This window comes from Pseudomonas sp. GW821-FHT09C10 (genome assembly GCF_059418085.1).
This window is the reverse complement of sequence record NZ_JBWKPE010000023.1, coordinates 1-15,837: the sequence shown is the minus strand read 5'-3', so window position 1 is coordinate 15,837 and position 15,837 is coordinate 1. Positions and strand designations below refer to the sequence as shown.

General features: G+C 59.9%; 18 protein-coding genes and 1 tRNA gene. 8 read left to right on the top strand and 11 right to left on the bottom strand.

Annotated elements, in window-relative coordinates; genetic code table 11:
* Positions 1–3: 3 nt before the first annotated feature.
* Genes AC07OT_RS29865 through AC07OT_RS29855 form a run of 3 tightly spaced genes read right to left on the bottom strand, consistent with a single transcriptional unit; the run spans position 4 to position 3,548 of the window.
* Positions 4–981, bottom strand: coding sequence for an ABC transporter permease (locus AC07OT_RS29865; protein WP_065927257.1), 978 nt, complete (start codon positions 979–981; stop codon positions 4–6).
* The gene (locus tag AC07OT_RS29860) at positions 978–2,531 is read right to left on the bottom strand and encodes a sugar ABC transporter ATP-binding protein (protein WP_141155572.1); all 1,554 of its coding nucleotides are present in this window, start codon (positions 2,529–2,531) and stop codon (positions 978–980) included. Before AC07OT_RS29860 ends, AC07OT_RS29865 begins: the two co-directional genes overlap by 4 nt.
* Before the next feature lie 57 nt (positions 2,532–2,588).
* On the bottom strand, positions 2,589–3,548 hold the full coding sequence (locus AC07OT_RS29855; protein ID WP_141155573.1) for a sugar ABC transporter substrate-binding protein: 960 nt from the start codon (positions 3,546–3,548) through the stop codon (positions 2,589–2,591).
* A gap of 552 nt (positions 3,549–4,100) precedes the next feature.
* On the opposite strand from AC07OT_RS29855, the gene AC07OT_RS29850 reads away from it, so the two are divergent.
* The 3 genes from AC07OT_RS29850 to AC07OT_RS29840 all read left to right on the top strand — a co-directional run bounded on the left by AC07OT_RS29850 (position 4,101) and on the right by AC07OT_RS29840 (position 6,326).
* The gene (locus AC07OT_RS29850; RefSeq protein WP_010209102.1) at positions 4,101–5,189 is read left to right on the top strand and encodes an asparaginase; all 1,089 of its coding nucleotides are present in this window, start codon (positions 4,101–4,103) and stop codon (positions 5,187–5,189) included.
* 191 nt (positions 5,190–5,380) lie between these two features.
* Complete coding sequence (locus AC07OT_RS29845; protein ID WP_174562738.1) at positions 5,381–5,632, top strand: DUF1654 domain-containing protein; 252 nt, start codon at positions 5,381–5,383, stop codon at positions 5,630–5,632.
* Positions 5,633–5,636: 4 nt separating this feature from the next.
* Positions 5,637–6,326: an endonuclease gene (locus tag AC07OT_RS29840; RefSeq protein ID WP_115486936.1), complete on the top strand. Its 690-nt coding sequence runs from the start codon at positions 5,637–5,639 to the stop codon at positions 6,324–6,326.
* A gap of 30 nt (positions 6,327–6,356) precedes the next feature.
* Here the strand turns inward: AC07OT_RS29840 and AC07OT_RS29835 are convergent, their stop codons facing one another.
* Positions 6,357–6,722 (bottom strand): SPOR domain-containing protein, encoded by a 366-nt coding sequence (locus AC07OT_RS29835; RefSeq protein ID WP_193603556.1) that lies wholly within the window; start codon positions 6,720–6,722, stop codon positions 6,357–6,359.
* Positions 6,723–6,985: 263 nt separating this feature from the next.
* Here AC07OT_RS29835 and csrA point away from each other — a divergent pair, with 263 nt between their 5' ends.
* The 3 genes from csrA to AC07OT_RS29820 all read left to right on the top strand — a co-directional run bounded on the left by csrA (position 6,986) and on the right by AC07OT_RS29820 (position 8,035).
* Complete coding sequence (gene csrA / locus AC07OT_RS29830; RefSeq protein WP_003192511.1) at positions 6,986–7,180, top strand: carbon storage regulator CsrA; 195 nt, start codon at positions 6,986–6,988, stop codon at positions 7,178–7,180.
* Between the two features lie 211 nt (positions 7,181–7,391).
* Positions 7,392–7,637, top strand: a complete 246-nt coding sequence (locus AC07OT_RS29825; protein ID WP_115486934.1) for a hypothetical protein — start codon at positions 7,392–7,394, stop codon at positions 7,635–7,637.
* Between the two features lie 101 nt (positions 7,638–7,738).
* On the top strand, positions 7,739–8,035 hold the full coding sequence (locus AC07OT_RS29820) for a DUF1652 domain-containing protein (protein WP_253491470.1): 297 nt from the start codon (positions 7,739–7,741) through the stop codon (positions 8,033–8,035).
* A 19-nt stretch (positions 8,036–8,054) separates the two neighbouring features.
* Here the strand turns inward: AC07OT_RS29820 and AC07OT_RS29815 are convergent, their stop codons facing one another.
* The 5 genes from AC07OT_RS29815 to AC07OT_RS29795 all read right to left on the bottom strand — a co-directional run bounded on the left by AC07OT_RS29815 (position 8,055) and on the right by AC07OT_RS29795 (position 11,652).
* A complete protein-coding gene (locus tag AC07OT_RS29815; RefSeq protein WP_495109773.1) occupies positions 8,055–8,732 on the bottom strand; it encodes an HAD-IA family hydrolase in 678 nt (225 codons plus the stop codon).
* 133 nt (positions 8,733–8,865) lie between these two features.
* Entirely contained in the window at positions 8,866–9,312 is a 447-nt protein-coding gene (locus AC07OT_RS29810; RefSeq protein ID WP_065927252.1) for an anti-virulence regulator CigR family protein, read from the bottom strand.
* Positions 9,313–9,375: 63 nt separating this feature from the next.
* Entirely contained in the window at positions 9,376–9,981 is a 606-nt protein-coding gene (gene pcp, locus AC07OT_RS29805; protein WP_495109772.1) for a pyroglutamyl-peptidase I, read from the bottom strand.
* A gap of 7 nt (positions 9,982–9,988) precedes the next feature.
* The gene (locus AC07OT_RS29800; RefSeq protein WP_065927250.1) at positions 9,989–10,939 is read right to left on the bottom strand and encodes a DUF979 domain-containing protein; all 951 of its coding nucleotides are present in this window, start codon (positions 10,937–10,939) and stop codon (positions 9,989–9,991) included.
* A complete protein-coding gene (locus tag AC07OT_RS29795) occupies positions 10,936–11,652 on the bottom strand; it encodes a DUF969 domain-containing protein (RefSeq protein ID WP_495109771.1) in 717 nt (238 codons plus the stop codon). Before AC07OT_RS29795 ends, AC07OT_RS29800 begins: the two co-directional genes overlap by 4 nt.
* A 348-nt stretch (positions 11,653–12,000) precedes the next feature.
* Here AC07OT_RS29795 and AC07OT_RS29790 point away from each other — a divergent pair, with 348 nt between their 5' ends.
* Complete coding sequence (locus AC07OT_RS29790) at positions 12,001–13,428, top strand: DHA2 family efflux MFS transporter permease subunit (protein WP_495109770.1); 1,428 nt, start codon at positions 12,001–12,003, stop codon at positions 13,426–13,428.
* 41 nt (positions 13,429–13,469) lie between these two features.
* On the opposite strand, the gene AC07OT_RS29785 is transcribed toward AC07OT_RS29790, so the two are convergent.
* Together AC07OT_RS29785 and AC07OT_RS29780 are read right to left on the bottom strand one after the other, a co-directional pair.
* Positions 13,470–13,904, bottom strand: coding sequence for a hypothetical protein (locus AC07OT_RS29785; RefSeq protein WP_495109769.1), 435 nt, complete (start codon positions 13,902–13,904; stop codon positions 13,470–13,472).
* Positions 13,905–14,061: 157 nt separating this feature from the next.
* Positions 14,062–14,138, bottom strand: a tRNA-Val gene (locus AC07OT_RS29780).
* Between the two features lie 184 nt (positions 14,139–14,322).
* Between AC07OT_RS29780 and AC07OT_RS29775 the strand changes: the two genes are divergently transcribed.
* Positions 14,323–15,606, top strand: a complete 1,284-nt coding sequence (locus AC07OT_RS29775) for an NAD(P)/FAD-dependent oxidoreductase (RefSeq protein ID WP_115486921.1) — start codon at positions 14,323–14,325, stop codon at positions 15,604–15,606.
* The last annotated feature ends 231 nt before the right edge of the window (positions 15,607–15,837 follow it).

The following is a 15,837-nucleotide window of genomic DNA, read 5'->3' as shown; positions in this document are numbered from 1 at the left end:
GGTTCAGCCTCGCCGACTGGCGCGACGGCTGCGATAAGTATCCAGGACCACGGCGATCACGATCACGGCACCGGTGATGATGCGCTTGGTGGGTTCCGTGGCACCGATCTGCGCCAGGCCGGCGGCCAATACCGAAATAATCAACACACCGAAGAAGGTACTGATCACCGAACCACGCCCGCCCATCAGGCTGGTGCCGCCGATCACCACTGCGGCGATCACTTGCAGCTCAAGGCCGGCACCGGCATTCGGGTCTGCCGCTTCCAGACGCGAAATCTGGAACAGCGCCGCCACACCGGCCAGCAGGCCCATGAGGCTGAACACCAGGATCTTGTACGGCTTGGGATTGATCCCGGCCAGGCGTACGGCTTCTTCGTTGGTGCCGATACCGATCAGGTAACGACCGAATACGGTGCGGGTCAATACCAACTGGGCGGCAATGATCACCAGCAAAGCGATGATAAACGACGGCGAAATACCGAAGGCGATCGGGTTGGACAGCCAGGCAAACGAATCGCCGATATAGGCCGTGCGCGAGCCGGTCATCTGGTACGCGACGCCACGGGCCATTTCCAACACGCCGAGGGACACGATAAACGATGGAATGCGCCAGGCCACCGTGATCGAGCCGGTAATAGTGCCGGCCAACGCGGCGCAGCCCATGCCGAGCAAGGCAGCCGGCAAGACACTCCAGCCCCACCCGAGAATCGCCACGCTGACCGCCGATGCCGCCAACGCCAGCACCGAGCCCACCGACAGGTCGATACCGCCGATGATCAGGATGAAGGTCATGCCCACCGCCAGCACCATCAGGTCAGGAATCTGGTTGGCCAGGGTGCTGAACGTGTCATAGGACAGGAAGTGATCACTGAGCACCGAAAACAGCGCGATCATCGCCAGCAATGCACCGGCCAGCCCCAGGTAGGTGCCCAGGCCGTAAAAGTTGCCGCCGGTTTTACCGGGGGAAGTTGTTAGTTTCATGGGGTATCCCTAAGCACTGCGTCGTTGAGCAGCGCATCACGTTTCTGATAGCCGGCAAAGGCGGCGGCGAGCAATTCGTCCTGGGTCCAGCTGTCGCGCTCGAAGGTTTCGATCAAGCGCCCGGCGGACAGCACGCCGATGCGGTCGCAGATCAGCATGAGTTCACGCAGGTCGCTGGACACCACCACCAGCGCCTTGCCCTGGCGAGTCAACTCACCCAGCAAGGCATAAATGTCGAACTTGGCACCGACATCGATGCCGCGGGTGGGCTCGTCGAACAGCATCACCGAGCAGTCACGCTCCAGCCAGCGGCCGATCACGACTTTCTGCTGGTTGCCACCGGACAGTTCGGACACCAATTGCGCCGGGCTGGAACTGCGGATCCGCATGGCATCGATCTGGCGCTTGGCCAAGGCAGTTTCATCGCGGCTATTGACCAGGCCGCCAGCGGAAATTTCCGGCATGTTGCCCAATGCGATATTCGCACTGATCGACTGGGTCAGCAGCAGCCCTTCGCCCTTGCGGTCTTCGGTGATCAGGGCAATGCCATGACCCACGGCATCCACCGGCGAGCGAATACTCACCACCTGGGCCGGCGAACCCAGGGCCACAGTGCCGCTGTCGGCCAGGTCGGCCCCGAAGATAAGCCGCAGTAGCTCTGTACGACCGGCGCCGATCAGGCCGGAGATGCCATAGATCTCACCGGCACGCACTTCAAACGATACGTCGCGGACCTTGTCCGAGCGCGTCAGGCCTTTTACGGTCAGGGCCGGGCCGCCGAGGCTGCGCGGTCCCAGGTCGATGTGTTCACCCAACTCCCGGCCCACCATCAAGGTGACCAGTTGTTCACTGTTGTAATTGGCCATCGGCTCGACGCAGACCAGCTTGCCGTCGCGCAGTACCGCAATGCGCTGGGCGACACGGGCCAGTTCTTCGAGCCGGTGCGAAATATAAATGATCGCCACGCCCCGGGCCTGCAGGCGGGCGATTTGCTCAAACAGCATCTCGACTTCGCGGGCCGTGAGCATCGCGGTGGGCTCGTCGAGGATCAGCACATGGCAGTCGCCGATCAGGTTGCGGGCGATCTCGACCATCTGTTGATGGCCGATACCGAGGCTGCCGACCAGGGTGTCCGGGTCGATGGCGTCCAGGCCGACTTGAGCCATGGCCTCGATCGCAGCCTTGCGCAATTGCTTGCGGCTGATCCAGCCACAGTGGCTGGGCAGGTTATCCAGAAACAGGTTTTCGGCCACGGTCAGCGTCGGCAGCAGATTGAGTTCCTGCATGACCATGCGCACGCCCAACGCTTCAGCCTGGGTACGGCTGGCCGGACGGTAATCCTGCCCCTGGAATTGCATGTGCCCGGTGGTCGGGGTAACCAGCCCACCGACGATCTTCGACAAGGTACTCTTGCCCGCGCCGTTTTCACCGGTCAGCGCCAGTACCTCACCCCGGTTAAGCGTGAGGGTAATGTCGGCCAGAACCGGTTGGGCATAGGTCTTACCGATACCGCTGACCGAGAGGACAGCGTTCGGGGCGGAAGATGACATAGGAAAATCTCCAGGCGTCCGCCCAGGACGGGCGGACGCTGTTGGGTGCTGCCAGGATTACTTCTTGAGGACGAGCTCGACCGGGGTTTCGATCATGCCGTCCTTGGCATCGACTTTCTCACCCTTGACCAGCTTGAGGGCGTTCTGGATACCGAACACCGCTTGCTGCGCAGCCGCCTGGTCGGCGGTCGCCAGCACACGACCGTCCTGCAGCATCGGCTTGATGGCTTCGATGTTGTCGTAACCCACCACCAGGACCTTACCGGCCTTGCCTGCAGCACGTACGGCGGAGACGGCACCCAGGGCCATGTTGTCGTTACCGGCCAGCAGCGCCTTGAGGTCCGGGTGTTCGCTCAGCATGGCCGAGGCCACTTTCTGGCCTTGGTCAATTTCCCAGTTGCCGGATTGGGTGGAAACTATCTTCATACCGGCAGCACCCATCGCATCCTTGAAGCCTGCGGTGCGCTGCTGGGCGTTGGTGGTGGTCGGTACACCTTCGATGATGCCGACCTTGTCGCCGGCAGCAAGCTGCTTGGCCAGGTAGTCGCCCACCAGTTTGGCGCCTTTGCGGTTGTCGGGGCCGACGAAGGGGATATCGAGTTTTTTGCTTTTCAGCACGTCCGGGTCCAGGCGGTTATCGATGTTGACGATCTTGATCCCGGCCTTAGAGGCATCTTCCAGCACTTTTACCAGTGCCTTGGAATCAGCAGGCGCGATAACGATGGCATTGACTTTGGACAGGATCATCTGCTTGACGATACCGATTTGCGCACTGGTATCGGTTTCGTCCTTGATGCCGTTGGTGATCATGTCGAAATCGGTGGCATGGTCTTTCTGATACGCCTTGGCACCGTCCTGCATGGTCACGAAAAATTCGTTGGCGAGGGATTTCATCACCAGGCCGACCTTGGGTTTGGCGGCAGCGTCAGCAGCGAATGCAGGGGAGAAAGGTAAGGCGGCGGATGCGGCAGCAAGCACAGCGACAGCAAGAAGACGTCCAGCGAATGGCAGCTTCATGGTTCACTCCGATCTTATGATTATTGTGAGCAACGCGTGCACCAAAGTGTACTTCGGCGGCCCTCCCACCCGGGTGGCTGATACGAGCTGACAGGAGACTCTGACGAGAGCCTCATGAAACATCTCGCAAACGTTTGCGTTGATCAAACTATGAGAACCTTGTCGAGATTTGTCAACGGTAGAACATGGCCTTTCATGCAAGACCTACAGTCCCGGCTCTCCCGTCCTGCGAAGGCCGCTCCTAAACATCTGCCACGTTCGGTCGTTCTCTGAAACGACAGGTTTGGCGCGGCACTCAGGATTCTTTCGTCATAACTTTCGGACAACCGAACGCCACACCCCAGGTTGTTCGGAAAGCCGGACATCCAGCAAGCAAAACCTCATCGTTCAATCAGTAAAAATTTATATATATCAACAAGTTAATTTATATGCTCGAACATATTCGGCATGGTACAGATCCTGCTCCTACACAGCGCCTGGAGGCATTCAGCAATGCCCAGGTGTTCTAGATGAACCTGCTACAGCACTCATCAAAAACCAGAGAGAAAAATAATGAAATCTGCATTGAAGAACTTTGTTCCGGGGGCGTTGGCCCTTCTGCTGCTGTTCCCCGTTGCCGCCCAGGCAAAGGAGGTTGAATCCAAGACCAAACTGTCCAACGTGGTGATCCTCGCCACCGGCGGCACCATTGCCGGCGCGGGCGCCAGCGCCGCCAACAGTGCGACGTACCAGGCTGCCAAAGTCGGTATAGAGCAATTGATCGCCGGTGTTCCTGAGCTTAGCCAGATCGCCAATGTGCGTGGCGAGCAAGTGATGCAAATTGCGTCCGAAAGCATCAACAACGAGAACCTGCTGCAACTGGGTCGCCGCGTCGCCGAACTGGCCGACAGCAAGGACGTGGACGGCATCGTGATCACCCACGGTACCGACACCCTGGAAGAGACCGCCTACTTCCTGAACCTGGTGGAAAAAACCGACAAGCCTATCGTGGTGGTCGGCTCCATGCGCCCAGGCACCGCCATGTCGGCCGACGGCATGCTCAACCTGTACAACGCCGTAGCCGTGGCCGGCAGCAAGGATGCACGTGGCAAAGGCGTACTGGTGACCATGAACGACGAGATCCAATCGGGTCGCGACGTCAGCAAAATGATCAATATCAAGACCGAGGCGTTCAAGAGCCCATGGGGCCCGCTGGGCATGGTCGTTGAAGGCAAGTCCTACTGGTTCCGCCTGCCGGCCAAGCGTCACACCATGGACTCGGAATTCGACATCAAGAACATCAAGAGCCTGCCCGATGTTGAAATCGCCTACGGCTACGGCAACGTGAGCGACACCGCCTACAAGGCACTGGCCCAGGCTGGTGCCAAAGCCATCATCCACGCCGGCACCGGCAATGGTTCGGTGTCGTCCAAAGTGGTTCCCGCGCTGGTGGAATTGCGCAAGCAAGGTGTGCAGATCATCCGCTCTTCCCACGTGAATGCCGGGGGCATGGTGCTGCGTAATGCCGAACAGCCGGACGACAAGTACGACTGGGTCGCCGCCCTCGACCTGAACCCGCAGAAAGCGCGGATTCTGGCGATGGTCGCCCTGACCAAGACCCAGGACAGCAAAGAACTGCAACGGATGTTCTGGGAATATTGATTCCTGTTGGCATCTCTGTAGAGGCGGGTTTACCCGCCTCTACCTCCTGTGTAAATCCCGCAACCAACACCTCCCCGCCTTACACCAACTCGCCTAAATCGCCGTCAGACGAACTTATTGAATTTTAAGCAGTTGCGAATTTGCCTACAGTTAAATACTGTATGCACGTACAGCTTATTAAGGAACACTCCGTGGCAAAGTCCTCTTCCGCAGCCCTAACCCCACCTGATGCCTACGAACGCCTGGCCATTCGTGTGCAAAAGATCATCAACTCCACCAACGCTCAAAAAGCCAAGGCAGCCTTGATCTTCCGCTTGCCGGACGAGCCAGAAGACGAGTGGCAGCGCTTGCTGGAGGAAATCGCGGAGAACGACAACGTCACCCTCGCCTATCGGGATGACGGCGGCGTGCAGATTTTCTGGGTTGTGCCGAAGGAAGATTGATTCAATGAGCGCCCGTTTTATTGCTGTGTGCTGCCTGCTTTTTGCTGTCACTGCCCATGCCCAGGCGCCCCGTACCTTCAGCGAAGCCAAAAAGGTTGCCTGGAAGTTGTACGCGCCACAATCCACCGAGTTCTATTGCGGCTGCAAATACACCGGCAACCGCGTTGACCTGAAAGCCTGCGGCTACATCCCACGCAAAAACGCCAACCGTGCCGCGCGCATCGAGTGGGAGCACATTGTTCCGGCCTGGCAGATCGGCCATCAGCGCCAGTGCTGGCAGAACGGTGGACGCAAGAACTGCACCCGCCATGACGACGTATTCAAGCGTGCCGAAGCGGATCTGCACAACCTGGTGCCGAGCATCGGCGAGGTCAATGGCGATCGAAGTAACTTCAGTTTTGGCTGGCTGCCGGTGCAAAGCGGGCAATACGGCTCGTGCCTGACCCAGGTGGATTTCAAGGCCAAGAAGGTCATGCCGCGCCCGTCCATTCGCGGGATGATCGCACGCACGTATTTCTACATGAGCAAGCAGTACGGCTTGCGCCTGTCGAAACAGGATCGCCAGTTGTACGAAGCCTGGAACAAGACCTATCCGGTACAAGCCTGGGAGCTCCAGCGGAACCAGACGGTGGCGTGCGTGATGGGGCGCGGCAATGAGTTTGTCGGCCCGGTTAACCTGAAAGCCTGCGGTTGAACAGGGGCGGCACTGCCGCCCGATCTGCTGTTACTGCGCGGCCTTGTGCTCGATGATCTCGGACACCGTGTCACTTTTCTTGGCCCGCGCCATCTTCTCGTTGAGCAGCGTCTGCTTGGCCTCGGCCTCGGCCCTGGTTGCAAATGGCCCCAGCAGCACTTCGTCCTTGCCGTCGACCTTCACGATATAAAAACTGAACCCGTGTTCGAGCAACCAGGCGGTCAGGTCGGTGATTGCCTGCAGCTTATGGTCCGGCGGGCCTACTCGCAGGTCCCATTCCTGGGCAGCAATCGCGCCGGTTTGTGGCTGGCTTTCGGTTACGGCAGGCTTGGCCTTGGGGGCATCGACGCTTTTGCCTTCACCGCAACCGGCCAATACCAACACCGCAATTGCCATCGCTACTTTACGCACTGCCCTGCTCCTTCAACGGATAAAGAGGCGACTTTATCATTCACTGTCTATTCTGGCCGTCATAAACGTTGGCTTAAACAATGCGAATGATGTATCCCAGACCTGTATGATGCCGCCATGGGAATTAATGTCGCCTCTATGCGTCCTAAAAGAGGCAGTCACAGGGACGCGCTTAGCAGTAAGCTACACACATACGACACCTGCCCTGTCTGAAACATGTGTCCTTAAAAGTAATCAAGGAGAAGTCCATGCTTATACTCACCCGCAAAGTCGGTGAAAGCATAAACATCGGTGATGACATTACGATCACCATCCTGGGCGTCAGCGGCCAGCAAGTACGAATCGGCATCAACGCACCCAAGGATGTTGCCGTGCATCGCGAGGAGATTTACCAGCGCATCCAGGCCGGCCTGACCGCTCCGGACAAAAACCAGACGCCTTGAAGCGCCCTCAGTAGCCAGCCCTTTCGTTCACTGTAACGGCTGGCGAAAACCTCCTCGGACTGCTTTTGTCTGTGTTGCGCGAAGCGCTTTTTGCCGCATGTGCATCCATGCTCAAGATGAAACTATCTTCACACCTGGAACTTATTGCCCCCCCTGCAACCGAATCCTCTGACTGATATCCCACCATCCGTGTGCACTCAGGAGCACGTCGATGATGCCAGGCAGCGCCCAGCCATTTTTTTCCAGATCCTGGATGATCGCCCTGCTGACGGGACTGGTCTTTGTCGGCTTGGAATATGGCCTGAAGCTTGAAATAGAGGGCGCCGAAGCGCCCCGTTCGCGACTGGACCTGGTACTCCTGCTGTGTGGCTACCTGTTCATGTTCTGCCTCAAGCCCATCCAGATGGCCGTGCAGCGCAAGTTGTGCCAACGCATCGTGCGCAAAACCGTACGCTGACGCCCGCCCCTGACTCGCTATCAGATCGCTGGTATTTACAGCCTTGCAACAAGACCTATTCTTGGGTGTGTTTGCACAGTCAGTAGAAGGTGCCGGTACAGATGGACACGCTCACTAAAACCCAAATCGAATCTGAATTGGCAGCCCGCCTGCCCAGCTACACGGTCACCTGTACGCTGCACGCTGACGGTACCCTCTCGGCCGTGCTCAGCGGTCCGGAGACGGACCACTTCGCAATCACCGGAATCGTGCGCGCGCATTATCGCGGTGCCGAAGCGATTGCCCGGCTCGCCAACGAGATTCTCAGGGAGATGGTGCTGTCACGCCAAGGCATGCGCAGTGATCGAATGCAGGCGTCGCCTGACCCAGCCACCCGCGAAGCAGGCCGAGGCCGGTAGCCGGCTCGGTTTTGCTGCTTCAGCCCGTCGCGCGCGCCAAGTAGAGCAAGCCATCAGCGCTGCGCTGCACCTGCAGCTGTTCATACCCATCGATCGAAGGATGCTCCGTCGCCATGGGCTTGAGGTGCGTCGAAGTCACGACCATCACATCCGCTCCCGCCGCCTCCCCTGCACGGATCCCCACCGTCGCGTCCTCAAACACCAGGCAATCCTGCGTCGACACCCCCAGGCGCTGCGCACCGAGCACATAACACGCAGGGTTCGGCTTGCCGATAGCCACGTCTTCAGCCGTGACCAGCACCGCTGGCGGCGTAATACCCGCCGCTTGCAGTCGACGCAACGCCAGTTCCCTGGGTGCAGAGGTGACCAACGCCCACTGATCGCCGGGCAAGCGGTTCAGAAACTCGACGGCCCCGGCAATCGCAACGACACCTTGCACATCATTGATTTCAGCCTCGGTAATCCACTGCGCTTCAACCTCCGGGTCGACGCCGGGCAACGCCTGACGCGTGATGGTGTCGATCGCCCGGGCGCCATGGATGGTGGTCAGAAACGTCGCCACCTCCAGCCCATGGCGTTCAGCCCAAATACTCCATACCCGCTCGGCGGCGGCAATCGAATTGAGCAGAGTCCCATCCATATCGAACAGAAAGGCGCGGTAAGGGCGGGCAAATACGGCTGAACCTCGGATGGACACTGCGGGGTTTCCTCGTGAGCTGAAACGAATAATCGACGCAATGCAATCTACGGATCACCCGGCGGCTTGTAAACGCCAACGACGCCGGCAATAACACGGCGGCGTAGAGCGCCATGCGGTCGACACCGTCAGCTCAATCAAGGGCGCCATTGAGGACTTCGTAGATGATGCCCGTCGCGATGGCCACCAGTATCAAGTCGGTGCCCGCCTGCTGCCACTCGTACCCATCGTAATGGGGCAAGCGGCCCAACAAACGCCCGTCCAGCTTCTTGGCAATGCCCGGCGGCAGCGGCTTGCCGCGGGCCAGGTTCTTCTGGATACCAGGCGGCAAGGCGGGCCCCGGGCTCCAGTAGTCGCGATAACCGCCCAACACATTCAGCACGCTGCCACGGTCGACGCTGGGGCCGCGACTGCCTGCTGCACCTTTGCCCTTGGGCTTGTCATGCCCCTGCCCGCCGTGACCATTGCCTTTATCGTTGCCTTGCCCCTTGCCATTGCCTGGATCAGCCAAGGCCATACCGCCAGCAGCAAACAACACAAGCGAAAGCGCAACAGACACGAATTTCGGGCACTTGATCATGGCGATGATCCAACACAGGAATGTAGCTGAACTGTAGTCGAGGTTATCGCACCCCGTGGGACGTCAACTCACCTGACCGCCCACTTCCAGCACATCCACCGGGGTATTCCACGCCGTCGACACCGCGATGCGCAGCCCATCGACCAGGCCCGCTCCCAGCTGGTTCGGCACGTGGATAAAACCACTGCGTACACCGGTGCCCGCGAGTTCGTGCTGCAGGCGGTAGAACACCTGGTTGCACACGAATGTACCCGCCGTCTGCGATACCGACACCGCAATCCCTGCTTCGCGCACCGCCCTGGCCATGGCCTTGATCGGCAGCGTCGAGAAGTACGCCGCCGGGCCGCCGACCACCACCGCCGTGTCGATGGGCTGCTCCCCCAGATTATCGGGGATGCGTGCATCGTTGATGTTGATCGCCACTCGCTCGAGGGATATTTCGCTGCGCCCGGAGGCCAACCCAGTGGCGACGACCATCGCCGGGCGCAGTTCATTGATCAGTTGGAGCAGGCACTCACCCGCCGTGGCAAACGCACAGGGCAATCGGCGCGCAACAATGCGCACATCATCGTCGAGTTGCACGCCATCCAACTGGCGCACCGCCTCCCAGGAAGGATTCACCAGGTCTTGATCAAAGGGCTCGAACCCCGTCAGCAATACAGTTCGCATCTTGGCCTCACATCAGCACATAAAGCAGGACAATATTGACCACCAGCATCATCAACGCGGTCGGCAGTTGCGCCTTGATCACCGCGTTCTTGTCCGGCAACTCCAGCAACGCCGCCGGCACGATATTGAAGTTGGCCGCCATCGGCGTCATCAGCGTACCGCAGTAGCCGGAGAACATACCGATGGCGGCCATCACCGCCGGGTTACCGCCGTAGATACCCACCAGCACCGGCACGCCGACGCCCCCGGTCATCACCGGGAACGCCGCGAAGCCATTGCCCATGATCACCGTAAACAGCGCCATGCCCAGCACGTACACCATGACCGCCACCAACTTGAAATCCAGGTTGATGTAGGTGGTGGTGACATGGGCGACAGCCGTGCCGACACCGGCCTCATTGAACAGCAGGCCGAGCATCGCCAGCATCTGCGGCAGCACCATGGCCCAGCCCAGGGCCTCGGTGAGTCGCCGGGATTCGCGCAAGGCTTGCACCGGGGTATCACGGGTCAGCCAGCACGCCAGGCCGAGGGCGATCAGACAGCCGATGCCTAGGGACACAAAGGTGGTGTTTTTCGGATCCAGCAGCGGTACGCCGCCAATCTCGGTGTGCTTGAGCAAGACCGAACCGATCACGGTGGTCAGGGGGATCGCCAGCGCCGGGATAAACAGCTTGTGCCCGAGGCGGCCGGCACTGGCGCGCGAAGCCTTGTCATGCAACTCAGCATGGGTGCCACGGCCGACGCCGCCCAGGCCGGCGATCAGCGCCATCACCACCACTCCCGCACCGACCACCACCGAGGGCAGGCGCTCCCCTACCAGGAACGGGATGGCGAACAGCAGCCAGAACAGTGCGCTGGACCAGCGCTTGGGATGGGTTCGATCCAACAGGATCATGCCGGCGGTGATCAGCAGCAGGACCCCGGCGAGCCAGTACAGGTATTGGATAGAGATGATCATTGCGCGGCCTCCACTGGGGTCACGGCGGTCGTCATCTCGCGGGTCAGTCTTCGGTCAAACCGATGAAGTCGGAGCGCGTGAACGATAAAGGCGCAAATCGCCGTAGGAATGCCCCACACCGCAATATGCAGCGGCTCCACATCAATCCCCGAACCGAGCAGGAAGGTATGCATCAAGGCAATCGCCCCAAAGGCGACGAAGATGTCCTCACCAAAAAACAGGCCGACGTTATCGGTGGCCGCACACATGGCCAACACCTTGTGACGCAGTTTGTCCGGCAGTTTGCCGTAGCGCTTTTCCGCCGCGCCTTCGGCCATCGGCGCCAGCAGTGGGCGCACCATCTGCGGGTGCCCGCCGAGGCTGGTCAAGCCCATGGCTGCGGTGGATTCGCGTACAAACAGATAGATGATCAGCAGGCGTCCGACCGTGGCGCGCTCAAACCGCGCAATCCAGTTCTGCGCGTGCAGGCGCAAGCCGTGGCGCTCCAGCAAACCGATGACAGCGAGGGGCAACAACAGGATCAATTGCAGGGCGCGAGTCTGTAGGAAACCATCCCCCATAGTGGCGAGGATTTTCTCCAGCGGGAAGTGGGCAGCGAGCCCGGTGGCGATAGCTGCGGCGGTGACCACCAACAGCGGATTGAAACGCAAAACAAAGCCAACCACGATCACAAGTACGCCGATCAACGGCCATAAGTTCACAACAGTTTGCATGGCGGAGAAGTCCTTAAGTGCGCGCTGCGGCGCCATTACAGCAGGATGTGAACAAAGGGTTCACAGCAGGAAGTGGCGTGCAGTCGGCTCGGTTTTTTATTGTTGGCCCGTCAGGGCGAGCGTCAGTGGCGGCAACTGTGCTGCCTGGGAGCAGGAGGTGTCCAACAAGAAAAATTGTTGCTGCAAACCAATAAATTTTGTGGGTAATTGAGCAGTCCACGAGTAACAAGACGTGGACAGACCATGAAGGATTCGCTCATCTTAACGCCGCCCGTTTATCGTGCGCGGCGCATCGGGCAGCTGGTCGGCCTTCTTCATCAAACCGTTCACTGAAAGAGGGCAGCACCGGTGAGCTCAGCCATTCCAGATTCCGCCGCGCAAAACCGCCTCAGTCTACACACCAGTCTGATCGCCCTGGTGGTCGCCGTAACCTTCTTCATGGAGAACCTTGACGCCACGGTCATCGCCACCGCGCTACCGACCATGGCGACCGCCTTCGGGGTGACACCGGTCGACATGAACATCGGCATCACCGCCTATATCCTCGCCGTGGCGATCTTCATACCGCTGTCCAGCTGGGTCGCCGACCGCCTTGGTGCGCGCCGGGTATTCGCTGGCGCAATCATTCTGTTCACCCTCGCTTCACTGCTCTGCGGGCTCAGCCAAAGTATCGAGATGTTCGTGTTCGCCCGCGTCCTGCAGGGCATCGGCGGCGCATTGATGGTGCCCGTAGGACGCTTGGCGGTGTTACGCAATACGGATAAGAAAGACTTGGTGAAGATGATCGCGATCATTACCTGGCCCGGCCTGGTCGCGCCGATTCTGGGGCCGCTGGCCGGTGGGTTGATCGTGACGCATGCATCGTGGCCATGGATCTTCTACGTGAATCTGCCGCTGGGTGTGTTGGCATTGGCCGCCGCACTGTGGCTGGTACCGGAAGACCGTGAAGCCAGCGTGCGCCAGTTCGATGCCAAGGGTTTTGCACTGCTGGCAGGCGCCTGTGTGGCCCTGCTGGGTGGGCTGGAATGGCTGGGTAACCAGACCGGTGAACGCCTTATTCCAGGCGCCGTGCTGGTCGCGGCAGGCATCGCGCTGGCAGTGTGGGCCATTCACCATTGCCGCCATGCCAGCGACCCGTTATTGCCGCTCGAGACCCTGTCCATCGATACATTTCGCGTGAGCATCTATGGCGGCTCGCTGTTTCGCCTGGCCATCAGCGCCCTACCGTTCCTGCTGCCGCTGCTGTTTCAAATCGCCTTTGGCTTGTCCCCGGTGGACGCAGGCTTGCTGGTGCTGGCGGTATTCGCTGGCAACCTGGCGATGAAGCCGTTCACCACGGCCATCATGCGCCGCCATGGGTTTCGCCGGGTCTTGCTGGTGAACGGGATAATCGGCGTGGTGTCGATAGCCGCTTGCGCGCTTTTCACGGTGCAGACCCCATTTGTACTGATCGCGGCCGTGTTGTTTGTGGGAGGATTGTCCCGCTCGATGCAGTTCACCTGCTACAACTCGATCGGCTTCGCGGATGTGCCCAAACCGCGCATGAGTGAGGCCTCGGCGCTGTTCAGCATGTCATTCCAGCTGGCCATGGGGATGGGCGTAACGGTGGCGGCGCTGCTGCTACGGGCATCCATGACCCTGCAGGGGCATGAGATGCAGGCACAGGTCGGGGATTTTCGCGTGGCGTTCGTTGGCGTGGCGCTGCTGGGAGTATTCGCGCTGGCGGATGTTTATCGGTTACCTGTGGGAGCAGGGGAAAGTGTGCTGAGCCGATGACAGACACCGCGCGGCTCGCCACTCAACACACTTTCCGGTACTCAGGCGGTGGTACTGACCATCGACCCCGAGCTGCTGCTGCCCTCGGCAGTGACGGCTTGCAACAGAGCCGAAGTCACCGTCTGCAACGCCGCAGAAGTAGCGGCGATTTGCGCTTGAGCCGCCGCCACAGCCGCAGCCTTGGCCTCTGCGTTCTGGTTGCTGGCCTGCGCTTCCTGCAAGGCTTGTTGCTGCTCTTGAAGCTGCTTTTGCAACTGTTCGATCTGCTTCTTCAACTGTTTGACAGTATCGGACTCCTGCGAGCTCGATGACGCCTGGCCCCCCCCAGCTACGCCTGCCGCACCCTTAGTATCAGCGCGGGTACTGACGGCAGCGCTGCTTGTGCTGCTTGCGCTTTCGGTGACAGCGGGACCACTCGGGCTGACAGTGTTTGGAGTGCTTGATAAGGAGGCTGTATTGCTAACAGTGATAAGCATGCCAGATACCCAAGGATTAGAGATTTGCGACTGCATCGGCCTATCGATGAATTACTTTAGAGCGGCACTGCATTTTCAACAGTAAAAAACGCAGGCAACAAAAAGGGCCCACCTTTCGGTGAGCCCTTCCAGACCGCCCAGCAGAGCGGATTTTGTTTGGTAGGCGCGATTGGACTCGAACCAACGACCCCCACCATGTCAAGGTGGTGCTCTAACCAACTGAGCTACGTGCCTGCTGTGAGGCGGCATTCTACGGAATTCCGGAGGGGTGTCAACATCTTTTTTGCAGCTAACCCTATGAATATGCGAATTATTTATTTGCAGTCGGCGCACCGCACTTTTTGGGGTGGCTGGCAGGCAATTTTCAACTCAGGTAGGATCAGGGCACTCGTAAAAAATATAAAACAGAGGTTCCAGGATGGCGAACACCCCCTACCCCCAGTCGTATTACGCCGCTTCCGCAAATGCCGTGCCGCCGCGCCCAAGGCTGCAAGGCGACGTCGAAACCGATGTGTGCGTGATCGGCGCCGGCTATACCGGCCTGTCCAGCGCGCTGTTCCTGCTGGAGAACGGTTTTCGCGTGACGGTACTGGAAGCCGCCAAGGTGGGTTTTGGCGCGTCAGGCCGCAATGGCGGGCAGATCGTCAACAGCTACAGCCGTGACATTGACGTAATCGAGCGCAGCGTCGGCCCCCAGCAGGCGCAGTTGCTGGGGCAGATGGCGTTCGAGGGCGGCAGGATCATCCGCGAGCGGGTCGCCAAGTACCAGATCCAGTGCGACCTCAAGGACGGCGGCGTGTTCGCGGCACTCAACAGCAAGCACATGGGCCACCTGGAGTCGCAGAAACGCTTATGGGAGCGCTACGGCCATACACAGCTGGAGTTGCTGGACCAGCGCCGCATTCGCGAGGTCGTGGCCTGTGACAACTATGTCGGCGGACTGCTGGACATGAGTGGCGGCCATATCCACCCACTCAACCTGGCACTCGGTGAAGCCGCCGCCGTGGAGTCCCTGGGCGGGACGATCTACGAACAATCGGCGGCGGTGCGCATCGAGCGTGGCGCCAACCCGGTGGTTCACACCGCCGAAGGCAAGGTCAGGGCCAAGTTCATCATCGTCGCGGGCAATGCCTACCTGGGCAACCTGGTGCCGGAGCTGGCGGCCAAATCGATGCCCTGCGGCACCCAGGTGATCACGACGGCGCCACTCGGGGATGAGCTGGCCAGGACACTCCTGCCGCAGGATTACTGCGTAGAGGACTGCAACTACCTGCTCGACTACTATCGCCTCACCAGTGACAAGCGCCTGATCTTCGGCGGCGGCGTGGTGTATGGCGCGCGCGACCCGGCGAACATCGAAGCAATCATCCGCCCGAAGATGCTCAAGGCCTTCCCGCAACTCAAGGATGTGAAGATCGACTACGCCTGGACCGGCAACTTCCTGCTGACCCTGTCGCGCTTGCCGCAGGTCGGTCGCCTGGGCGACAACATCTACTACTCACAGGGCTGCAGCGGCCATGGCGTGACGTACACCCACCTGGCGGGCAAGGTGCTGGCGGAAGCGCTGAGAGGCCAGGCAGAGCGCTTTGATGCGTTTGCCGACCTGCCGCACTACCCATTCCCGGGCGGGCAACTGTTGCGCACACCGTTTGCGGCACTGGGGGCCTGGTATTACGGGCTGCGGGATAAGCTGGGCTTCTGACAAATCAATGGGAGCCGGTTCGCCGGCTCCCGCAAAAAATTGCCAAATTGCAGACACAAAAAACCCCGGTCTTTCGACCAGGGTCTTTGCTATCGGATCAAAGTAGCCAGTGGCTTTCTTTGTGCTTCAAGGCGTTCAGTGGGCCTTGAGGCAGATATGGCGCAGCGGACGGGACTCGAACCCGCGACCCCCGGCGTGACAGGCCGGTATTCTAACCGACTGAACTACCGC

Bases quoted from the DNA above. Each gene is read 5' to 3' on its own strand.
- AC07OT_RS29775 (WP_115486921.1), top strand. From the start codon at position 14,323: ATGGCGAACACCCCCTACCCCCAGTCGTATTACGCCGCTTCCGCAAAT.
- AC07OT_RS29850 (WP_010209102.1), top strand. From the start codon at position 4,101: ATGAAATCTGCATTGAAGAACTTTGTTCCGGGGGCGTTGGCCCTTCTG.
- AC07OT_RS29800 (WP_065927250.1), bottom strand. From the start codon at position 10,939: ATGATCATCTCTATCCAATACCTGTACTGGCTCGCCGGGGTCCTGCTG.
- AC07OT_RS29785 (WP_495109769.1), bottom strand. From the start codon at position 13,904: ATGCTTATCACTGTTAGCAATACAGCCTCCTTATCAAGCACTCCAAAC.
- AC07OT_RS29860 (WP_141155572.1), bottom strand. From the start codon at position 2,531: ATGTCATCTTCCGCCCCGAACGCTGTCCTCTCGGTCAGCGGTATCGGT.
- csrA (WP_003192511.1), top strand. From the start codon at position 6,986: ATGCTTATACTCACCCGCAAAGTCGGTGAAAGCATAAACATCGGTGAT.
- AC07OT_RS29865 (WP_065927257.1), bottom strand. From the start codon at position 981: ATGAAACTAACAACTTCCCCCGGTAAAACCGGCGGCAACTTTTACGGC.
- AC07OT_RS29855 (WP_141155573.1), bottom strand. From the start codon at position 3,548: ATGAAGCTGCCATTCGCTGGACGTCTTCTTGCTGTCGCTGTGCTTGCT.
- AC07OT_RS29795 (WP_495109771.1), bottom strand. From the start codon at position 11,652: ATGCAAACTGTTGTGAACTTATGGCCGTTGATCGGCGTACTTGTGATC.
- AC07OT_RS29825 (WP_115486934.1), top strand. From the start codon at position 7,392: ATGATGCCAGGCAGCGCCCAGCCATTTTTTTCCAGATCCTGGATGATC.
- pcp (WP_495109772.1), bottom strand. From the start codon at position 9,981: ATGCGAACTGTATTGCTGACGGGGTTCGAGCCCTTTGATCAAGACCTG.
- AC07OT_RS29840 (WP_115486936.1), top strand. From the start codon at position 5,637: ATGAGCGCCCGTTTTATTGCTGTGTGCTGCCTGCTTTTTGCTGTCACT.
- AC07OT_RS29835 (WP_193603556.1), bottom strand. From the start codon at position 6,722: ATGGCAATTGCGGTGTTGGTATTGGCCGGTTGCGGTGAAGGCAAAAGC.
- AC07OT_RS29810 (WP_065927252.1), bottom strand. From the start codon at position 9,312: ATGATCAAGTGCCCGAAATTCGTGTCTGTTGCGCTTTCGCTTGTGTTG.
- AC07OT_RS29820 (WP_253491470.1), top strand. From the start codon at position 7,739: ATGGACACGCTCACTAAAACCCAAATCGAATCTGAATTGGCAGCCCGC.